This window comes from Lampropedia aestuarii, assembly GCF_004803635.1.
GTDB classification, from domain to species: Bacteria; Pseudomonadota; Gammaproteobacteria; order Burkholderiales; family Burkholderiaceae_C; genus Lampropedia; species Lampropedia aestuarii.
In genome coordinates, this window is sequence record NZ_SSWX01000034.1 from 1 (window position 1) to 16,150 (window position 16,150).

At 56.7% G+C, this 16,150-nt stretch carries 16 protein-coding genes; 6 read left to right on the forward strand and 10 right to left on the reverse strand.

Annotated features, from left to right (window positions below; genetic code table 11):
* Window positions 1–179 precede the first annotated feature (179 nt).
* From E8K88_RS17025 to E8K88_RS17035, 3 genes are read right to left on the reverse strand one after another with little or no spacing between them, the layout of a single operon-like run.
* The gene (locus E8K88_RS17025) at window positions 180–1,202 is read right to left on the reverse strand and encodes an HD-GYP domain-containing protein (protein ID WP_136407875.1); all 1,023 of its coding nucleotides are present in this window, start codon (window positions 1,200–1,202) and stop codon (window positions 180–182) included.
* A 50-nt stretch (window positions 1,203–1,252) separates the two neighbouring features.
* Window positions 1,253–1,948, reverse strand: a complete 696-nt coding sequence (locus E8K88_RS17030) for a retropepsin-like aspartic protease family protein (RefSeq protein ID WP_136407876.1) — start codon at window positions 1,946–1,948, stop codon at window positions 1,253–1,255.
* Window positions 1,949–1,974: 26 nt separating this feature from the next.
* On the reverse strand, window positions 1,975–2,460 hold the full coding sequence (locus E8K88_RS17035; RefSeq protein ID WP_136407877.1) for a YajQ family cyclic di-GMP-binding protein: 486 nt from the start codon (window positions 2,458–2,460) through the stop codon (window positions 1,975–1,977).
* A gap of 123 nt (window positions 2,461–2,583) precedes the next feature.
* Here E8K88_RS17035 and E8K88_RS17040 point away from each other — a divergent pair, with 123 nt between their 5' ends.
* From E8K88_RS17040 to E8K88_RS17050, 3 genes are read left to right on the forward strand one after another with little or no spacing between them, the layout of a single operon-like run.
* Window positions 2,584–3,789 carry a UDP-N-acetylmuramate dehydrogenase gene (locus tag E8K88_RS17040; protein WP_136407878.1) on the forward strand — a complete coding sequence of 402 codons (1,206 nt, stop codon included), beginning with the start codon at window positions 2,584–2,586 and terminating at the stop codon, window positions 3,787–3,789.
* 46 nt (window positions 3,790–3,835) lie between these two features.
* Window positions 3,836–4,315: a GyrI-like domain-containing protein gene (locus E8K88_RS17045; protein WP_136407879.1), complete on the forward strand. Its 480-nt coding sequence runs from the start codon at window positions 3,836–3,838 to the stop codon at window positions 4,313–4,315.
* Window positions 4,312–4,683, forward strand: a complete 372-nt coding sequence (locus E8K88_RS17050; protein ID WP_136407880.1) for an ArsC/Spx/MgsR family protein — start codon at window positions 4,312–4,314, stop codon at window positions 4,681–4,683. Before E8K88_RS17045 ends, E8K88_RS17050 begins: the two co-directional genes overlap by 4 nt.
* Before the next feature lie 234 nt (window positions 4,684–4,917).
* Here E8K88_RS17050 and glmU read toward each other — a convergent pair whose 3' ends face one another.
* Entirely contained in the window at window positions 4,918–6,369 is a 1,452-nt protein-coding gene (gene glmU, locus E8K88_RS17055) for a bifunctional UDP-N-acetylglucosamine diphosphorylase/glucosamine-1-phosphate N-acetyltransferase GlmU (protein WP_136407881.1), read from the reverse strand.
* A gap of 388 nt (window positions 6,370–6,757) precedes the next feature.
* Between glmU and plsY the strand changes: the two genes are divergently transcribed.
* Window positions 6,758–7,441 carry a glycerol-3-phosphate 1-O-acyltransferase PlsY gene (gene plsY, locus E8K88_RS17060; protein ID WP_136407882.1) on the forward strand — a complete coding sequence of 228 codons (684 nt, stop codon included), beginning with the start codon at window positions 6,758–6,760 and terminating at the stop codon, window positions 7,439–7,441.
* Between the two features lie 174 nt (window positions 7,442–7,615).
* On the opposite strand, the gene E8K88_RS17065 is transcribed toward plsY, so the two are convergent.
* Together E8K88_RS17065 and E8K88_RS17070 are read right to left on the reverse strand one after the other, a co-directional pair.
* Complete coding sequence (locus tag E8K88_RS17065; protein WP_168797381.1) at window positions 7,616–8,353, reverse strand: alpha/beta fold hydrolase; 738 nt, start codon at window positions 8,351–8,353, stop codon at window positions 7,616–7,618.
* Window positions 8,354–8,391: 38 nt separating this feature from the next.
* Entirely contained in the window at window positions 8,392–9,141 is a 750-nt protein-coding gene (locus E8K88_RS17070; protein WP_168797382.1) for an HAD-IA family hydrolase, read from the reverse strand.
* Between the two features lie 128 nt (window positions 9,142–9,269).
* Here E8K88_RS17070 and rodA point away from each other — a divergent pair, with 128 nt between their 5' ends.
* The gene (gene rodA / locus E8K88_RS17075) at window positions 9,270–10,463 is read left to right on the forward strand and encodes a rod shape-determining protein RodA (RefSeq protein ID WP_136407885.1); all 1,194 of its coding nucleotides are present in this window, start codon (window positions 9,270–9,272) and stop codon (window positions 10,461–10,463) included.
* A 118-nt stretch (window positions 10,464–10,581) separates the two neighbouring features.
* On the opposite strand, the gene E8K88_RS17080 is transcribed toward rodA, so the two are convergent.
* Complete coding sequence (locus E8K88_RS17080; RefSeq protein ID WP_136407886.1) at window positions 10,582–11,316, reverse strand: class I SAM-dependent methyltransferase; 735 nt, start codon at window positions 11,314–11,316, stop codon at window positions 10,582–10,584.
* A 10-nt stretch (window positions 11,317–11,326) separates the two neighbouring features.
* Here E8K88_RS17080 and gloB point away from each other — a divergent pair, with 10 nt between their 5' ends.
* On the forward strand, window positions 11,327–12,109 hold the full coding sequence (gene gloB, locus E8K88_RS17085) for a hydroxyacylglutathione hydrolase (RefSeq protein WP_136407897.1): 783 nt from the start codon (window positions 11,327–11,329) through the stop codon (window positions 12,107–12,109).
* Between the two features lie 37 nt (window positions 12,110–12,146).
* On the opposite strand, the gene pgaD is transcribed toward gloB, so the two are convergent.
* From pgaD to pgaB, 3 genes are read right to left on the reverse strand one after another with little or no spacing between them, the layout of a single operon-like run.
* Window positions 12,147–12,767, reverse strand: a complete 621-nt coding sequence (gene pgaD, locus E8K88_RS17090; RefSeq protein WP_136407887.1) for a poly-beta-1,6-N-acetyl-D-glucosamine biosynthesis protein PgaD — start codon at window positions 12,765–12,767, stop codon at window positions 12,147–12,149.
* Complete coding sequence (gene pgaC / locus E8K88_RS17095) at window positions 12,760–14,088, reverse strand: poly-beta-1,6-N-acetyl-D-glucosamine synthase (RefSeq protein ID WP_136407888.1); 1,329 nt, start codon at window positions 14,086–14,088, stop codon at window positions 12,760–12,762. The genes pgaD and pgaC overlap by 8 nt, the downstream gene beginning before the upstream one ends.
* Window positions 14,085–16,148, reverse strand: a complete 2,064-nt coding sequence (gene pgaB / locus E8K88_RS17100; protein WP_136407889.1) for a poly-beta-1,6-N-acetyl-D-glucosamine N-deacetylase PgaB — start codon at window positions 16,146–16,148, stop codon at window positions 14,085–14,087. Before pgaB ends, pgaC begins: the two co-directional genes overlap by 4 nt.
* Window positions 16,149–16,150 lie beyond the last annotated feature (2 nt).

The window sequence follows — 16,150 nt, forward strand, 5'->3', positions numbered from 1 at the left end:
CCTAACCGCCAGGGGGTTTTGCTTTGTGGGCTTCGTTTCTAGTGGCAAAAAACCTCTGTGCAGTAGGCGATGGCAACTGGTATGGTGCGCTAAACGATGTGATGGGCCTCGCTCAGAGGCTAGGTTATATTGGGAGTAAGAGCACAGGCCGAGCCGGCTATGCTGCTTCGGGCACGTTCTTATGTTTGCGTCAATTGCATGGCCCGCAGGCCTTGGCGGGCAGTGAACAGGCCCAGGCTCACCAAGGTGCGGTGACTTAAGCTCGAACCAAGGGCCGACCAAGGCAGGCTGCTGTGAATTTTGGGCTTGCCGTTGGAGGTCAAGTACACAGGTGGCCTTTCGTAGGCTTGGCCCTGGGCATCGATGACGCCGGCGACAATCGGATGGTTGATTTCAGTCGAGCGTCTGAGCACGATTGCCAGTTCTTGGGTGTCGAGCTTGACCACGGTGCCAGGTGGGTACAGACCCGCTATTGCCGCCAATGCCTTGCCGACCTCGTCTTTGGGGTCAAAGCGCTGGCCCATGATGGCGCGCAGCGAGTCGGCCACGGTTCTGCCGGCACGGGATTTGCGGGGACTGATCATCGCCGCATAGCGGTCAATTGATGACAGGATGCGAGTGAGCCGCTGAACGGGATTGAGTGAGGCCAGTGATTGCGTCTCTGCTGGAGGCTGGTGGTGGTGCAGCACAATTTGCAGCCACATTGGATCAGCCACGCCCCATCCGCGCAGCATTTCGGCGCCTAGGCTAGGGTGATTTTTGATGATGCTTTCTTGCAAGGCTGTCGGGCGTTCAGTTTGCGTCGCCAGTCTGTCTTGGTGCTCGGTCATACCGACGTTCATCGTCAGCGCAGCATGTACCAGGATGTCCAGTTCTTCTTGTGTCAGATTCAAGGGCTGCGCCACCAACTGGCACAGCGTTGCGCACACCAATGCGTGCGAGGTGCTGTAGCCTGCCGTTGAGGTGGCGGCGACTTGGAACATCAAATACAGCGCGGTATCGCTGTCCTGCGCAATCAAGTCACTGAGCCAGTAGCGGATGTCGATGATTTTTTGCTCAAAACCGTTGACCCGCTCCGGGGAGTGCAGCAGCGTGTGTAGCAAGGATTCAAGGTCACTCCAGGAGGCCACCAACAGCTCGTAGCTTTGCTCGTTCAGATCATTGAATGCGCCCGAATCGGATTCGAATAGGGTTTTGGGCATAAGGGCTTGGGGGCGTCTAATTGCAGCGCATTTTACAGGGATGCTTCTGCTTAACGTGACTCCAGCACCATTGAGGTGGCATCCCGTGTCATGCGGTAGTGGTTGAGAAAGGAGTTGCCCAGTAAGACAAAGGGCATTGCCTGCTGGACGACGGTGGCGCTGATATTGGTCTGTTGCAGCCCGCCGACACGGATATCGGGCAGGTTGATCAGCCAGCCCTGCACTTGGCCGTTAGCGGTTGCAACCTTCACCGAGCGGCCTTTTTGATAGTCAATGCCCAATGTGCTGGCCAGCTGGGCATCCATCGAGACTGTGGATGCACCGGTATCAACCATGAATTGCACTTTGTGGCCATTGATTTGGCCATCGGCCATGTAGTGGCCGCCAGGCTGTGCGGGCATGCGCAAGGACTGCGCGCTAGAGCCTGTAATGCGGGCGGGTGATTCACCGAGTTTCAAAGAGTACTCTTCGCCATCGCTGCGAACTACAACGCGGTTACGCTCGACCGAGACCAGGGTGACACCGTCGCGGGTTTGGCCGATAGACAGTGTTCTGGGCGTGCCGTCACCCAGGACGATGATCGCACGGTTGCTGCCAACCGTACCCACCAGCCGCACATCCTGCGCTATCGCATTGGCGCAGGCCAGCAGTAATAGCAAGGGCAGACCCACGCGGGCTGCGCAGGCTCGCCAGCACGCAGGCGTAAGCAGGGACGCGGTGCTGCTGATAGGCTTGGATTTGGCCACGAACGGCTCCTTGTGTCAGTAGAGGCTTAATCGCGGAAGTTATTGAAGGACAGCGGCATGTCGGTGATTTCCTTGCGAATCAAGGCCATTGCTGCTTGCAAGTCATCGCGCTTGGCACCGCTTATGCGCACGCTGTCGCCTTGAATCGATGCCTGAACTTTGATTTTGCTGTCTTTGATGTGTTTTTGAATTTGCTTGGACAGCGTCGCGTCGATGCCATTGCGCACGCGCACCAGCTGTTTGACTTTATCGCCGCCAATCTTTTGGGACTTCTCGACCTCCAAAAAGCGCACATCCACACCGCGTTTGGTCAGCTTGTTGCGCAAGATGTCTTCGACTTGCTGCAATTGGAAGTCGGCATCGCCAAACAGTGTAATTTCCTTGTCCTTCAATTCAATAGCAGCCGAGCTGCCTTTGAAATCAAAACGTGTGTTAATTTCTTTGCTGGTGTTGTCTACCGCATTGCGAACTTCAACCAGGTCGGCTTCAAGCACAGTGTCAAAAGAGGGCATAAATAGTCTTAAACAAAAAAAATCAATCCATTGGCTCGGCAGCTACTGCATGCGCTGTGTCTGTTTCAGAGTATTTACGAATTGATCGTAAAGACAATCCATCACCAATGGGACAATAGCCCAATGTTAGTTGAAAAAAACGTATCTCTGAAGACCTACAACACCTTTGGCATTGCTGCCAAGGCTTTAGGGCTGGTCCGCATCCGCTCTGTGGACGATCTGTTGGCATTTGTTAGCCTGCAAAACGAACACCGCCAGTCTGGAATAGCGCCCTCCAGGCGCGTCGCGCCCGACTGGGATGCGTTGGTACTGGGCGGTGGCAGCAATCTGGTGTTGACAGGCGATGTGCGACGGCCTGTGCTGAAAATGGAAATCCTTGGCAAGCGGGTGTTGGAAGACACGCCAGAGGGGTGGCTGATCGAGGCAGGTGCAGGTGAGTCTTGGCATGCGCTGGTGCAGTGGACTGTCAGCCAGAATATGCCCGGACTGGAAAACATGGCCTTGATTCCAGGCACGGTGGGCGCAGCACCCGTGCAGAATATTGGCGCTTATGGCGTGGAGCTGAAAGACCGCTTTCATTCACTCGATGCGGTGGATCTATGGACAGGCCAGCGCTTTAGCCTCAATGCAGAGCAATGCGCATTTGCCTATCGCGACTCGGTGTTCAAGCACGCGCCTGCAGGCAGCGCTTCTGAGCACGCGCAGCGTCCATTTGCCAGCATTGAAGAGGGCGCAGGCCTGCACCGCAGCGCGGCGGCCGAGCAGCCTATAGCGCCAGGGGACAAGGCCGGCTTTTTCAACCCAGGCATGGGCTTGGCCACACGCGCTGTGATTACCCATGTGCGGCTGTGGTTGCCCAAGCAATGGACTCCGGTTTTGCAATACCATGACCTGGAGCGCTGCATGGCGCAGACCGGTATTACCGAGCCTAGTGCGCAGCAAATCTTTGATTGGGTCGTGCAGGTACGCCGTGAAAAACTGCCCGATCCCAATGAGATAGGCAATGTCGGCAGTTTTTTCAAAAACCCGACAGTGACCGCCGAGCAGTGCAATGACATCATTGCGCGTGAGCCGCGCATCGTGCATTACCCGATGCCCGATGGCACAGTGAAACTGGCGGCGGGCTGGATGATTGATGCCTGTGGCTGGAAAGGCAAGTCCGTGGGTCATGCCGGCGTCTATCCCAAGCAGGCACTGGTACTGGTGAATTTGGGCAAAGATGAGGACAGTGCGACTGGCGGCGAAGTGATGACCTTGGCCAAGGCGATTCAAACCAGTGTGTATGAACGCTATGGCATCCGTCTAGAGCCTGAGCCGGTGGTTGTCTGATGGTGCGCAGTTTGGCGCGTTTTCAAGCCTTGTGAAAGAGATCCCTATGAGCCAAGTCCTAGAGCCTGAAGTCAAAGATGTACAACCATTCTGGATTGCAGGGGCTGGCGTGCGTACGCAAAACAGTGACGAGTTCAATCCGCTGACAGCCAAGCTGCCGCGCCTATGGGGCCAGTTTTTTACAGCGGGCATGGGCTTGCACACGCCCAATCGCAGCCAGGACCCGCATGTGTATGGCCTCTACCATGGCTATGCAAGCAAGGAAAATGGCCTCTATAGCGTGTTAGCCGGTGTTGCTGTGCAATCTGCCGTGCCGGGTATGGAGTCGGTACAAGTGCAAGCTGGGCGCTATGTGGTGTTTACCGCCAAAGGCCCAATGCCGCAAACCATTGTGCAACTCTGGGGGCAGGTATGGGCCTATTTTCAAGGGCCTGAGGCGCCGCAAAGGCGCTTTGGCACTGATTTTGAAATGTACTCTGGCACCGATACGGTGGCCATTCATATTGGAATCCATTCGACACCATGACGACTATCCATCTCTACGGCATCCCGAACTGTGACACTGTCAAGAAAAGCCGCCTGTGGTTTGCAGACCAGGGCGAGGATGTGCAGTTTCTCGATTTTAAAAAACAAGGCCTGGACGCTGCCACATTGGCGCAGTGGGCCGAGCAGCTGGGCGTGGATGCCTTGTTGAACCGCCGTGGCACCACCTGGCGCAAGCTCAGCGATGCAGAGCAAGCAAGCGCCAGCGAGAGTGCTGGTGCACAAGCCCTGATGCTGGCCCACACCAGTTTGATCAAGCGCCCGGTGGTGCGGATCGAGCGCGAAGGGCAAGCGCCGCAATGGACGCTGGGTTATGTGCCCGATCAATGGCAAGCGTTGCTGGGCAGCTGAGCGCCTACAACAGCCTTCAGGCTTGGTTTACAACACTTCCTATCCGGGCGGCCTGTGTCAGCATCAGTCACCAGCATTGCATGTTGGCCACTTTGGCCCTTGCACAAACGATGGCGTGATGGGCAGGAGTGTGGTGTGCGGACGGCGCAGTAGCTTGCCTGGACACAATGTTGAAAGGCGCTGATCCATCGCTTGTTGGCGCAGCGTTGCGGATGTCGCCTATGCATTGTTGTTTTACTTTTTCGTCGGCCGTGACCAGCCTTCAATCGTGATGGCCTTGGCCCGTGTCACCACCAGGCTTTGTGCTGGCGTGTCTTTGGAGATGGTTGAGCCGGCACCTACAGTGCTGCCAGCGCCAATCGTCACAGGTGCGACCAACACGCTGTTGCTGCCGATATGCACGTCGTGCTCAATGGTGGTCGTGTGTTTATTGGCGCCATCGTAGTTGGCGGTAATCGCGCCAGCGCCGTAGTTGACGCGCTCGCCCACAACGGCATCGCCCAAATACGCCAGGTGGTTGGCTTTTGCGCCCTGGGCGAGGCTGGAGTTTTTGACTTCGACGAAATTGCCAATGTGCACATCGTCCGCCAAGCGCGCGCCAGGGCGCAGTCTGGCAAAAGGCCCAATGCGGCCTTGCTGGCCAATGCTGACGCCGGCTTGCTCGCCATCAATGTGGGTAAAGGGCTGGATCACTGTGTCCTCGCCCAGCTCGGCTTGGCTTATGTGGCAGTACGCACTGACACGCGAGCCTGTACCGATGCGCACTGTGCCACTGAAAATACAGCCAACATCAATCTCGACATCGCGGCCGCATTCCAGGCTACCGGGCAGGGGGCTACCTGCGGCTGCGCGCAAATCAAAGCGGGTTGGATCGGCCAGGCGCACGCCTTGTTCCAACAACTGATGGGCTTGCATTAATTGGTACTGGCGCTCTAGCTGAGCCAGTTGCGCCGGGCTATTGATCCCAGCGACCTGCCAGGCTTGCGCATCCGACAGGCAGTGCGACTGCACCTCAACCCCATCGCGCACAGCCATCGCAATCACATCGGTCAGATAAAACTCTTGCTGGGCGTTGTGGTTGTCCAATTGGCGCAGCCAGGGTTTGAGCAGCCGCACCGGAAATGCCATGATGCCACTGTTGATTTCTCGAATCATGCGTTGCTCGGCTGTGGCATCTTTGTGCTCGACAATGCCTTGAATCTGCCCCTGGTCATTGCGCACAATGCGGCCATAGCCGCTGGGGTCGTTCAGCGAGACAGTCAGCAAGGCAACGCGCTGGTTGTCGCACAAGCCAATGACGGCCTGCAAGGCCTCGGCACTGACCAAGGGCACATCGCCCATGGTGATCAACACCACTGCGTCATCGGGCAACTCAGGAGCGGCCAACTGCGCTGCATGGCCTGTGCCATTTTGTGGCTCTTGCAACACTGATTGGCAATGTGCGGTGGGCAGCAAGGCGGGTGCGTGTTGTGCGACATACTGGTTGACCAGCGGGGCTGAATGCCCGGTCACCATCACCAGTTTGGCCGGATTGAGGCGGCCGCACACTTGCAAGACGTGCGCCAGCATGGCCCTGCCACCGAGCAACTGCAACACTTTGGGCGCGCGGCTCTTCATGCGCGTGCCCTTGCCTGCAGCGAGAACAACAACAGTCAACGGATAGGCGGAGGCTTGCGTGGATGGCATAGTGTTCATGGAAAGCGAAGTGGGGTCGGGGCGGCAAACGATAGGGATGTGATTATCGCGGATGGCTTGGTTCGCACCACCATCGGTAAAGCTGCTTGGCGTAAGCATCGTCTGCCTTCACTGGCAGGGATTGCTGCTGCAACTTGGTCCATGCCCTGCGCTTGTACCAATTCGCAGCATAGTAAAAATGCACTGGCAGTGATTCAGTGAGAGGGAAAAGAGCGAGAGGCAGTGGATAATGCGAGGGTTGTGTTGCTGCTTGGCCCCAAGTTATTGAAATGCTTGCCAGTGCATTGTATGCATCTTTAAGTAGGCGCGATGGCGGCCATTAATGGGCTGCTAGCCAATCTGCAGTGACAGTGGCGTTACAAAGAAAAGGGATTCCTGCATGAACTGGAGCTATTTGGCATTGGCCGCACTCGGGGCTTATCTGTTGGGTTCAATACCGTTTGCGGTAGTGGTCAGCCGTGTGATGGGGCTCAAAGACCCTCGCACTTTTGGCAGTGGCAATCCAGGTGCGACGAATGTGCTGCGCTCAGGCAGCAAGCTGGCGGCCATACTGACTTTGGTGCTCGATGCCGTCAAGGGCTGGCTGCCAGTGGCGCTGGTCGGTTGGTATGGTGCGCCTTACGGTTTGTGGGAGGGCGCACAAGCGTTGGTGGGTTTGGCCGCTTTTGTCGGTCATGTGTGGCCTGTATTTTTGCGCTTCAAAGGCGGCAAAGGGGTAGCAACCGCTGTGGGTGTGTTGCTTGGTCTTAGTGCATGGCTGGGATTGGTCGCGATTGTGATTTGGGCGGGCGTGCTGGCGATTTTCATGATGTCGTCGCTGTCGTCGGTGGTCACTGCGGTGGCCTTGCCTGTTGTGTATATATTGGGCGGCGGCGTGCTGTGGGACTACGACCGTACAGTGCTGGCGGCCCTCGTTGTGATGGTGGTGATTTTGGTCTATCGCCACTCTGCCAATATTGGGCGATTGCTGGCCGGTACAGAGCCGCGCGTGGGCAAGTCCAAGAAAACCCAAGCCCAGCCAACAACCAAGCCTGCCACGAAAAAGAAAAACAAAAAGTCTTAAAGACTGTTCACCATCTCAGCGCAGTCGCACAAGGCACAAAAAAGAGTCAGTGCAGTGCGGCTGTTGCCACTCCTATGTCTGTATGGGCACAACGGGCCACGCCGCAATGCGTTTTTGCCGCACACCGTATCTTTTGGGCTCCAATCTGGCGGCGTGGAGATGATGAATGGGCTCTTAAGCGGTCTGTAATTTGCTCAGCCATTGCTGCAGAGCGCGGTTGACTTGTTCGGCTTGCTCCAGCGTGCTCAGGTGGCCGCAGTTGGCTAGGATGCGCAGCTTGCTGCCTGCAATGCCTTGAGACAGCTCTTGCGCCAAGGGCAGTGGGGTCAACTGGTCCTGGTCGCCCACCATGATCAGTGTGGGACAAGTGATGGCAGCCAGCCAGGGCAGTGAGTCGATACGGTGCAAGATCGCCTCTTGCTGCTGAATATAGCTGGCCACTCCCGTTTCTTTGGCCATTGCCAATACCGTGGCCAGCAAGTCCTTGTCATGCCGGTGGGCGGGGTGGACTGAGCGCGGAAAATTCATTTCGGTGGCCAGTTGCAAACGGCCCTCAACTGCCAGTGCCATCAACCGCTGGCGGTTTTTTTGCGACTCTGCGGTGTCAGCTCTGGCAGAGGAGTTCATGATGCATAAACCGATGACCCGCTCTGGTGCTTGGCGCATGATCTCCAAGGCAATATAGCCGCCCATCGACAAGCCCAGTAGCACAAACTGTGCTGGCGCTTGGTCCAAGATCGCTTTGGCCATGTCGGCGATGCGATTGTGCTGTAAGGTGTTGGCAATGGTGACTGGGCCGAACTGCCACAGTGTTGACAACTGCGGGGCAAATAGCCTGGGTGAGCAGGCCAGTCCGGGAATCATGACGCTAGGCAGTGTTCTGAGTGCAGGCGCAGTGGTGGCGTCGGTCATGGCTTGTAAATCGTGGGCACTGGGCGTTGCAAAGTGCATCAATTGAGTGGTTGGGCCGTGGCAGGCTGTGCTGCGCCCAAGGCATTGGCGATGTCTTCAATCGAATCAAAATACCCATCGGCATCTATCGTCTCGACCGGCAGGCCATGGTTAAAACCGTAGCGCAAAATCGCTACTGGGCATTGCGCTGCGCGTGCGGCTGCAGCGTCGTTGGCCGAGTCTCCAACCATCAGTGTGTGTTGTGGGCTGGCGTGTAGCCTGGCACAGCCTTGCAGCAGTGGGAAGGGATCGGGCTTTTTCTTCGCATAAGTATCCCCAGCAATCAGGAACTCGGTGAAATCGGCCAGTCCGGTCGCTTGCAGCAAGGGCTTGGCCAGACGCTCTGGCTTGTTGGTGACTACGCCCATCGGGTAGCCCTTGCTGCGCAAAATGTCCAGTCCTTGAACCACGCCGGCATACACTTTGACGTGGTCCATGCCTGCGGCTTCATAGCCCGCAAAGTAGGCGGCCATTGCAGGTTCAAACAAGGCCTCGACTGCGGCGGCGTCATGCGGGCGCTGGGCTTGTTGTAAGAGTTGTGTCAGTACTGTGCGCACCAGATGCTCAGAACCTTTGCCGATGGTCTGGGCAATCACGCTGCGTGCAATGCGTGGCAGCGACAGATGCTGACTCATTGCAGCCAGCGCCGCATCGAATTCGTCCAAGGTGTTGATTAAGGTGCCATCGAGGTCAAGCAGCACAGCTTGAAGGGGCAGCGCAGACCATGCGCTGGCAGTGAGAAGGGGCATAACAGTGTTTACGTGAGTCGCGCAGCGCGAAATGCGCATGGGCTTGGTAGTGGGTTGCAATCGTCAACAAGCACCAGATCTTGCATCGCTTTTTCGGGAGCTTGACAACAAGGGTTGATAATACGGCAATGGCTGTGACTCTCAACAAAACACCTTGGCACCACCACTTCATTGGGCTGTTCTTGCGCTTTGATGGCTGGTTGATATTGGCCATTTTGTTTCTGGCTGGCCTCGGGCTGACCGCGATGTACTCGGCCGGCTTTGACCACGGCGCGCGCTTTGACATGCATATGCGAAATATGGTGTTGGCTGCCTGCATTTTGTTTGTCGTCGCTCAGGTGCCGCCATCAAAAATCATGCTGCTGGCCGTGCCTTTGTATGTGGTAGGGGTGCTGCTGTTGTTTGGGGTGGAGTTCTTTGGGATTACGCGCAAGGGCGCGACACGCTGGGTCAATGTGGGATTGGTGATTCAGCCCAGCGAGATCATGAAGATCGCCGCGCCGCTGATTCTGGCCTGGTGGTTCCAGTTGCGCCCAGCGCCGTTTCGCACCACCGACTTCATCGTCGCCGGGGTCTTGCTGGCGGTGCCTGTGGCCTTGATTTTGCACCAGCCCGACTTGGGCACGTCCTTGCTGGTGTTGGCCGCAGGCTTGTCGGTGATCTTTTTTGCCGGTTTGACCTGGAAGCTGATTATTCCCCCCGTAGTGATGGCGGTGCTTGGGATTGTGCTGATCGTGATTTACGAGCCGCGTTTATGCCAGGATGGTGTTGATTGGGTGGTGCTGCACAGCTACCAAAAGACCCGGGTCTGTACCTTGCTTGACCCATATAACGATCCTTTGGGGCGGGGGTTTCACATTATTCAAGGCATGATTGCGATTGGCTCTGGCGGCGTGTGGGGCAAGGGCTTTATGGCGGGCACGCAAACCCACTTGGAATTCATTCCTGAGCGCACAACTGACTTTATTTACGCCGCTTTTGCAGAGGAATTTGGCTTGGTAGGCACCAGCCTGCTATTGGTTGGCTTCTTGTTTTTGGTCTACCGCGCCTTGATGATTGCAACCCGTGCACGCACCTTGTTTGGCCGTTTGTTGGCCGCAGCTGTGGGGATGATTTTCTTTACCTACGCCTTTGTGAATATGGGAATGGTAATGGGGATTTTGCCGGTGGTGGGCGTGCCACTGCCATTCATCAGCTATGGTGGCACAGCGATGGTCACTTTGGGCTTGGCCTTGGGCATTTTGATGTCGGTAGCGCGTGACAGTGCGATCAAAGAGCCAACGTTGGAGTTTTCTGGCAGGGCTACAACCAAGGGCCGCTAACACCTCCTTGATACGTCGTTGTACAACAGGGCCGCAGCTGCTGTAGCGCCTGCGGCTTTGCGCTTTGTATCAATCGCAAACCGTCGGATTACTGGGTGAGAGCCGCGTTGGGATCGGATTATTGGCGTTGGCAGCTTTGGCTTCGCTTGACTGCCACCGCGTTTTTTTGCTCTTGTCTCTGCGTGTGTTTCCAATTGGGCGTCAAGATATGCGCACTGTGCACTTTTTTGGTTGCCACCAGGCAATACATGCCGCCCAGAAAAGGCATGGGCCTGGCCGCTAGCTGGTCTAGCCAGGCCAAGCGTGCATACCACTGCGGCTGTTCAAAGCCTGGTAAAAAACAGCCAAAGACCGTGTCCTGCACTTCGAGGTCCAGCAGCTGCAGCCAATCGCGCAAACGCAGCAAGCCGATAGGCTTGCCCAATTGCTGCAGACTCAATGCAGGCCTGAGTTTGCCAGCTAGGCGGACGGGATTAAAACCGCTGATCACCAGGCGCCCCTCGGGCCTGAGTACACGGCAGGCTTCGCGCAAGGCGGCATGGGGTTGGTGGCTGAGCTCCAAGCCGTGCGGCATGACCAGTAAATCAAATTGTTCGGGCCCAAATGGCAGGGCCTCGGGGGCCGCACACAGTTGCTCGGATGTATTGGGCGCGTGTGAGTCACTGATGCACCAGCGATGCTGTATCCTGCTGGCTTGCAATGCATCTATCGGCGTGGCGCCAATTTTTAAGGCATAGTAGCCAAAGAAGTCTGCGACCGCTTTGTCGTAATGCTGTTGCTGCCAACGGCTGGCATACTGACCTGCAGCGGAGTGGCTCAGCCAATCATTGAATGCGTTCTGGCTTTGGTTCATGATGAAAAAAATACACCTGCGTCCTATTCCTGCTCTGAGCGACAACTATATCTGGCTGTTTGACGATGGCCAGTATGCGGTCGTGGTTGACCCTGGCGAGGCCGAACCTGTGCTGTCCGTGCTGCATGAGCGCGGCCTGTCACTTCAGACCATTGTAGTGACCCACCACCACGCAGACCATACCGGGGGGCTGGCCGCACTGCAAGCGCAGACCAATGCCCGGGTCTTTGGTCCAGCCCATGAGAGCATTGATGGTATCGATGTTCGCTTATCAGGCGGCGCAAAGTTGTCCTTGCTTGGCATGCCTTGCGAGGTCCTTGATGTGCCAGGCCATACGGCCGGACATATTGCGTTTTATCTGCCCGAGGTGGCGCTGGAGCAGGGCGTGCAGCCCGTGCTGTTTTGCGGTGATACCTTGTTCAGCGCTGGCTGCGGACGCTTGTTTGAAGGCACGCCAGCGCAAATGCTGCAGTCCCTGGATGCGCTGGCGCAATTGCCAAGCAATACCCTGGTCTGTGCTGCGCATGAGTACACCCTGTCGAACTTGCGCTTTGCTCGGGCGGTCGAGCCGCAGAATGTGGCGATTGAAGCGGCGGTCATGGAGACCGAAGCGCTGCGCCAGCAGGGCCTGCCCAGCCTGCCCAGCGTGTTGCAGCGAGAAAAAGAAATCAATCCTTTTTTACGTAGCCGATTGGCTTCGGTGCGCCAAGCTGTGCAGGCCCAAACCGAGAGTATTTGCGTCAGCGATGCACAGTGGTTTGCAGGCTTGAGGGCCTGGAAAGACCGATTCTGACGCCGCAGTGGGCCGTACAAGCGCCAATGAATGGCCCTTAGGCCGGGCGGTCGGCCACGGTTCTGGGCTCGAACTCGTCACTGCCCAGTTGGCTGTTTTCATTCCAAGCTGTGGGCATAAATGTCTCGGGCGGCAATTGTGACAATCCGCCATCTTCGGGAATCTGGCAGCCAATGCGAATCGATTCGATCTCGCCTGCCTCATCATGGAAGATCGTGACCACATTGCTTTGGTTGAGGCGCTCAAACATCGTGCGTGACACATCAAAGGCACGCATCAAGCGGCGCTGCTCGAGCTCGGCGACTCTGACCTGGGGTTTGTGCCGCGCCAAGTGCTTGTTGAATGTGGCCCAAATCGACATCAACAGCATTCCGACCGCCAATAGCAGCAGATAAAACAAGGCAATCAAGCCAATGTTGTAGGCGAAGTGGCTGAGCATCATCAACCAGCCACCATGCGCCTGGGCTGGCTGGCCCCCAATGTAAATCACTACCAGGTACACCAGCGCAGCCCAGATCAGCAGCGTGAGCGCGGTCTCAATCGCAAACCGCAGCGAGCGGGTATTGGGTTGGTGTATCAGGCGCGCATGCGTGATATAGGGCGGAAAGCTCATCGGCCCCAGCGAAGGCGGCAGGTTTTTGTAGGCATTTTTAGCCATTTGAAATCCCCCTGTCTGGGCTGGTCCAGCGGGCCCGCTTTTGGCTGCGATTGAGCATCACTTTCGGGTAGCTGACGATGGTTGTGAAAAAGCCCAGCAACCAAAATGCAGCCGGATACCAGACAGTCCACAGTTGTACGCCTCTATGGCCTTTTTCGTAGCGGCTATCAATTGCCAAGCTGATCAGCATTTGCAATAAGCACACGACCGACAGCACGACACCGGCGTAAGCGGTCGGTGCAAATGACACATTGGCTAAAAACTCGGGCGTTGGCATTACCATGACGTAGAGGTTCAGCAGCAGCGTATAGAGCAAACAGAATGACCAGAATGCCGACATCGCGAACTCACCGGCCAGCCCCCACATGTGCCGATACCGCCAGTTCGCCAGCTTGGGTAAGTACTTGAGAAATACCTCCGCGCCGCCTTGTGCCCAGCGCAGGCGCTGCTTCCACAGGCCTTTGATGGTCTCTGGCATCAAAATCCAGCACAGGGCGCGCGGTTCGTAAAACGAGCTCCAGCCGGCCATTTGCAGTTTCCAGCTGATGTCAATGTCCTCGGTGATCATGTTCTCGCTCCAGTAACCTGCCTGGTGCAGTGCACTTTTGCGAAACGCCACCGATACGCCAGAGACCGTGAAGATACGCCCATAAATGCGTTGTGTGCGTTTGATCAAACCGATAATGGACGAGAACTCGCCAACTTGAATGCGGCCAATCAAGGTGCTGCGCGTGCGAATACGCGGGTTGCCGGTGACTGCGCCCACTTGCGGGTTGGTCAGCATGGGCGCGACCATATAGGCGGCGCTGTCGGCAGACAGCATCGCATCGCCGTCAATGCAGACCAGGTATTCACTGCGCGCAGCCAGCGCCCCCATTTGCAAACCAATCGCTTTGCCCTGGTTATGGGCCAGGTGGATCACGCGCAGCCTGGGGTTGAACGAGGCCATTTCATTGAGAACCTCGGCGGTGTTGTCGCGTGAGCCATCATTGATGGCGATGACTTCGATATTGCGGTAGCGCTGTGTCAAAGCAGCACCCAAGGTATCACGCACGTTCTCGCCTTCGTTGTAGCAGGGCACGATGATCGAGATCAGCGGGTTGCCTGGCAGTTTGGGCGGTGCCTGGTTGGGGTTCCATTCCCAGTGGCGCTCCCAGCGCCACCAAAAGAGAATCCCTCCTGCGACCCAGATGCCAGACATCAGCAGCGGGTAGTACAAAACAAAATTCAGCACCAGTTTGAGGCCAAGCAACCATGCGGCAATCAATGGCCCTGCGACCATCAACAGCAACAAAGGGATGGCAATGGCAGAGCGCTTCATGGCGATGGGAACCAGTAGTTCGAGAGATGCTTGCGCATCTGCTTCATATCGGGATGGTTGCTGGCAAAGTCGTCTGGGTAATAGCCCATGTGGCGGGCGCCTCGTATATTGAGGCGGCGCAACCAGCTGGCGATTTCTTCGGTGGCGATGTTGCGCGGCTGGCCATCGCGCCAGTCGACCGCTTGCACTTCAAAAATGGTTTTGTTCAATGCGCCTGGGGTCGTTTTAACTGCATCAACAACCTGGTCAAGCCATGCAGGAACCTGGCTTTTGGGTACCTCCTCCATGTAAGGCATGACCATGGGCACGACCCAGTCGTAAGCAGCCAAGCTGTCCTGGAAGTTTTGCGCAAACCAGGCTTCGCTCTCTGGTTGGGTGACGGTATTGACGTAGAGGTTGCGGGCACTTTGCATCACTTCGCCACGCGTGGCACGCACGGTATTGAGTAACTCCAGCGTGAAGTCAGTCAGCGCCTGGGTTTTAAAGCGCATCCAGCGCTGGCGCTCTTCGGGCGAGGCGTCGGTCATTGGGAACGGGCCCTTGAAGCCTGCGGCCTCATAAGCCGCAATGGCTGCGGCACTCATGTCTTCGTCTTCGCGCAGCATTGCATCGTCATGGAACACAATGCCAGAGAAGCTCGCTTGCCATGCCAAGTCTTCGTACAAGGTGTTGATGGCTTGGCGCACACTCGGGTCAAAAAAGGACAGGCGGCGGTACTCTTGTTCGGCCACGTGGTAGTGTGGTGATTTGCTCTGCTCTGGTGTGCCTGCTGCCGCTGGGGCTGCACGCTTGACACGCGGGTAGCTGGGGTCCAAATCCAGTGCCAATGTCGGCATCCAGGCAAACACTTGTACGCCACCACGAGTGCGCAATTGCCAGGCTGCGCGATTGAACAGGTCTGCGCGCATGGGCAAGACACGGTTGGGGAAGTAGACCTCACGCACCAGGCCATCGCCCAACGGATCTGCAAAAGCTTGCAGAAACACGGTGGTGACGCGCATGTCTTGCAGACGCTGAATCAAAGCACCCAGGTTGCGCTCTTGCTGCTCAGGGTCTGGGTCGTAAATGTAGTCCAGGTCGACGTGGGCAACACGTTGCGTGGGTTGCAGGCGCACACTGGCCATTGAAGCAGCAAACTCCTCCAGGCTTTGGTCATTGCTGACCAGGTAGCGTGGAATATTGTCTAAATTTCTGGCATTAGCCAAGCCTATGTCAAGGCTGAACGAGAGTTGGTAGCCTTGTTGTTTGGCCAGCTGCCAGGTTCTGCCATGCATTGCGCCGTATGGCCAGACCCAGGCTCTAGGGGCCTGGCCTGTAGCTTTTTTCAGGTTGTTAGTAATGGCTGTGATGTCGGCATTGATGCGTTTGTCAAAGTCAGCCAGGCTTTCATAGCTATTGGTCTCGGGATAATAGCGGCGACTGGCAGCGGCAGGCTGGGTATTGCCCTGCGGGTTAGCAAGCTGGCCGTAGTGCAGCTGCTGCGTATGCGAGGCAATTTCGACCAGCCCGCTTTGGGCCATTTCGCTGATTTCGTCCCAGTTGGTAAAAGCCGAACGAGATACAGGCAGGCCGCCAAAATCAACTATCTCCTGGCTGTCAGGGGTGCTGACCCAGTGGCCTACCGGTGCCAGCATTGCAGGCCATTGGTAGGCCTTGAGCAGTGGGAAAACGCGTGTGTAAAAGCTGCGGTAGCCATCGTCAAAAGTCAGCAAGACAGCTTTTTCTGGTAGCGTGATCAGGCCTTGGTGTGCATCTACGATTTGCTGTACCGAGACCGGGTGGTAGCCGTTCTCGCGCAGCCAGGCAAATTCAGCCACCAGTTTTTTGGTGGTCACGGCCAAAAAACGTTGATCGGCGACATCGTCTTTGACGTCGTGGTAGGCCAGCACCAAAAAGCTGTTGACTGGCCAGGGCTGTTCATTGGCCTCTTTGGTGCGTGAGTCAGGCCAAGTAAAGACCGGTTCGCGGGCCTGGGCGTTGTGGCCCATGGCCGCAACAAACATGGCGCTCAGGAGCATCAGCAATGCAAACAACCGGTAGGGGCGATGGACGTTCAACATAA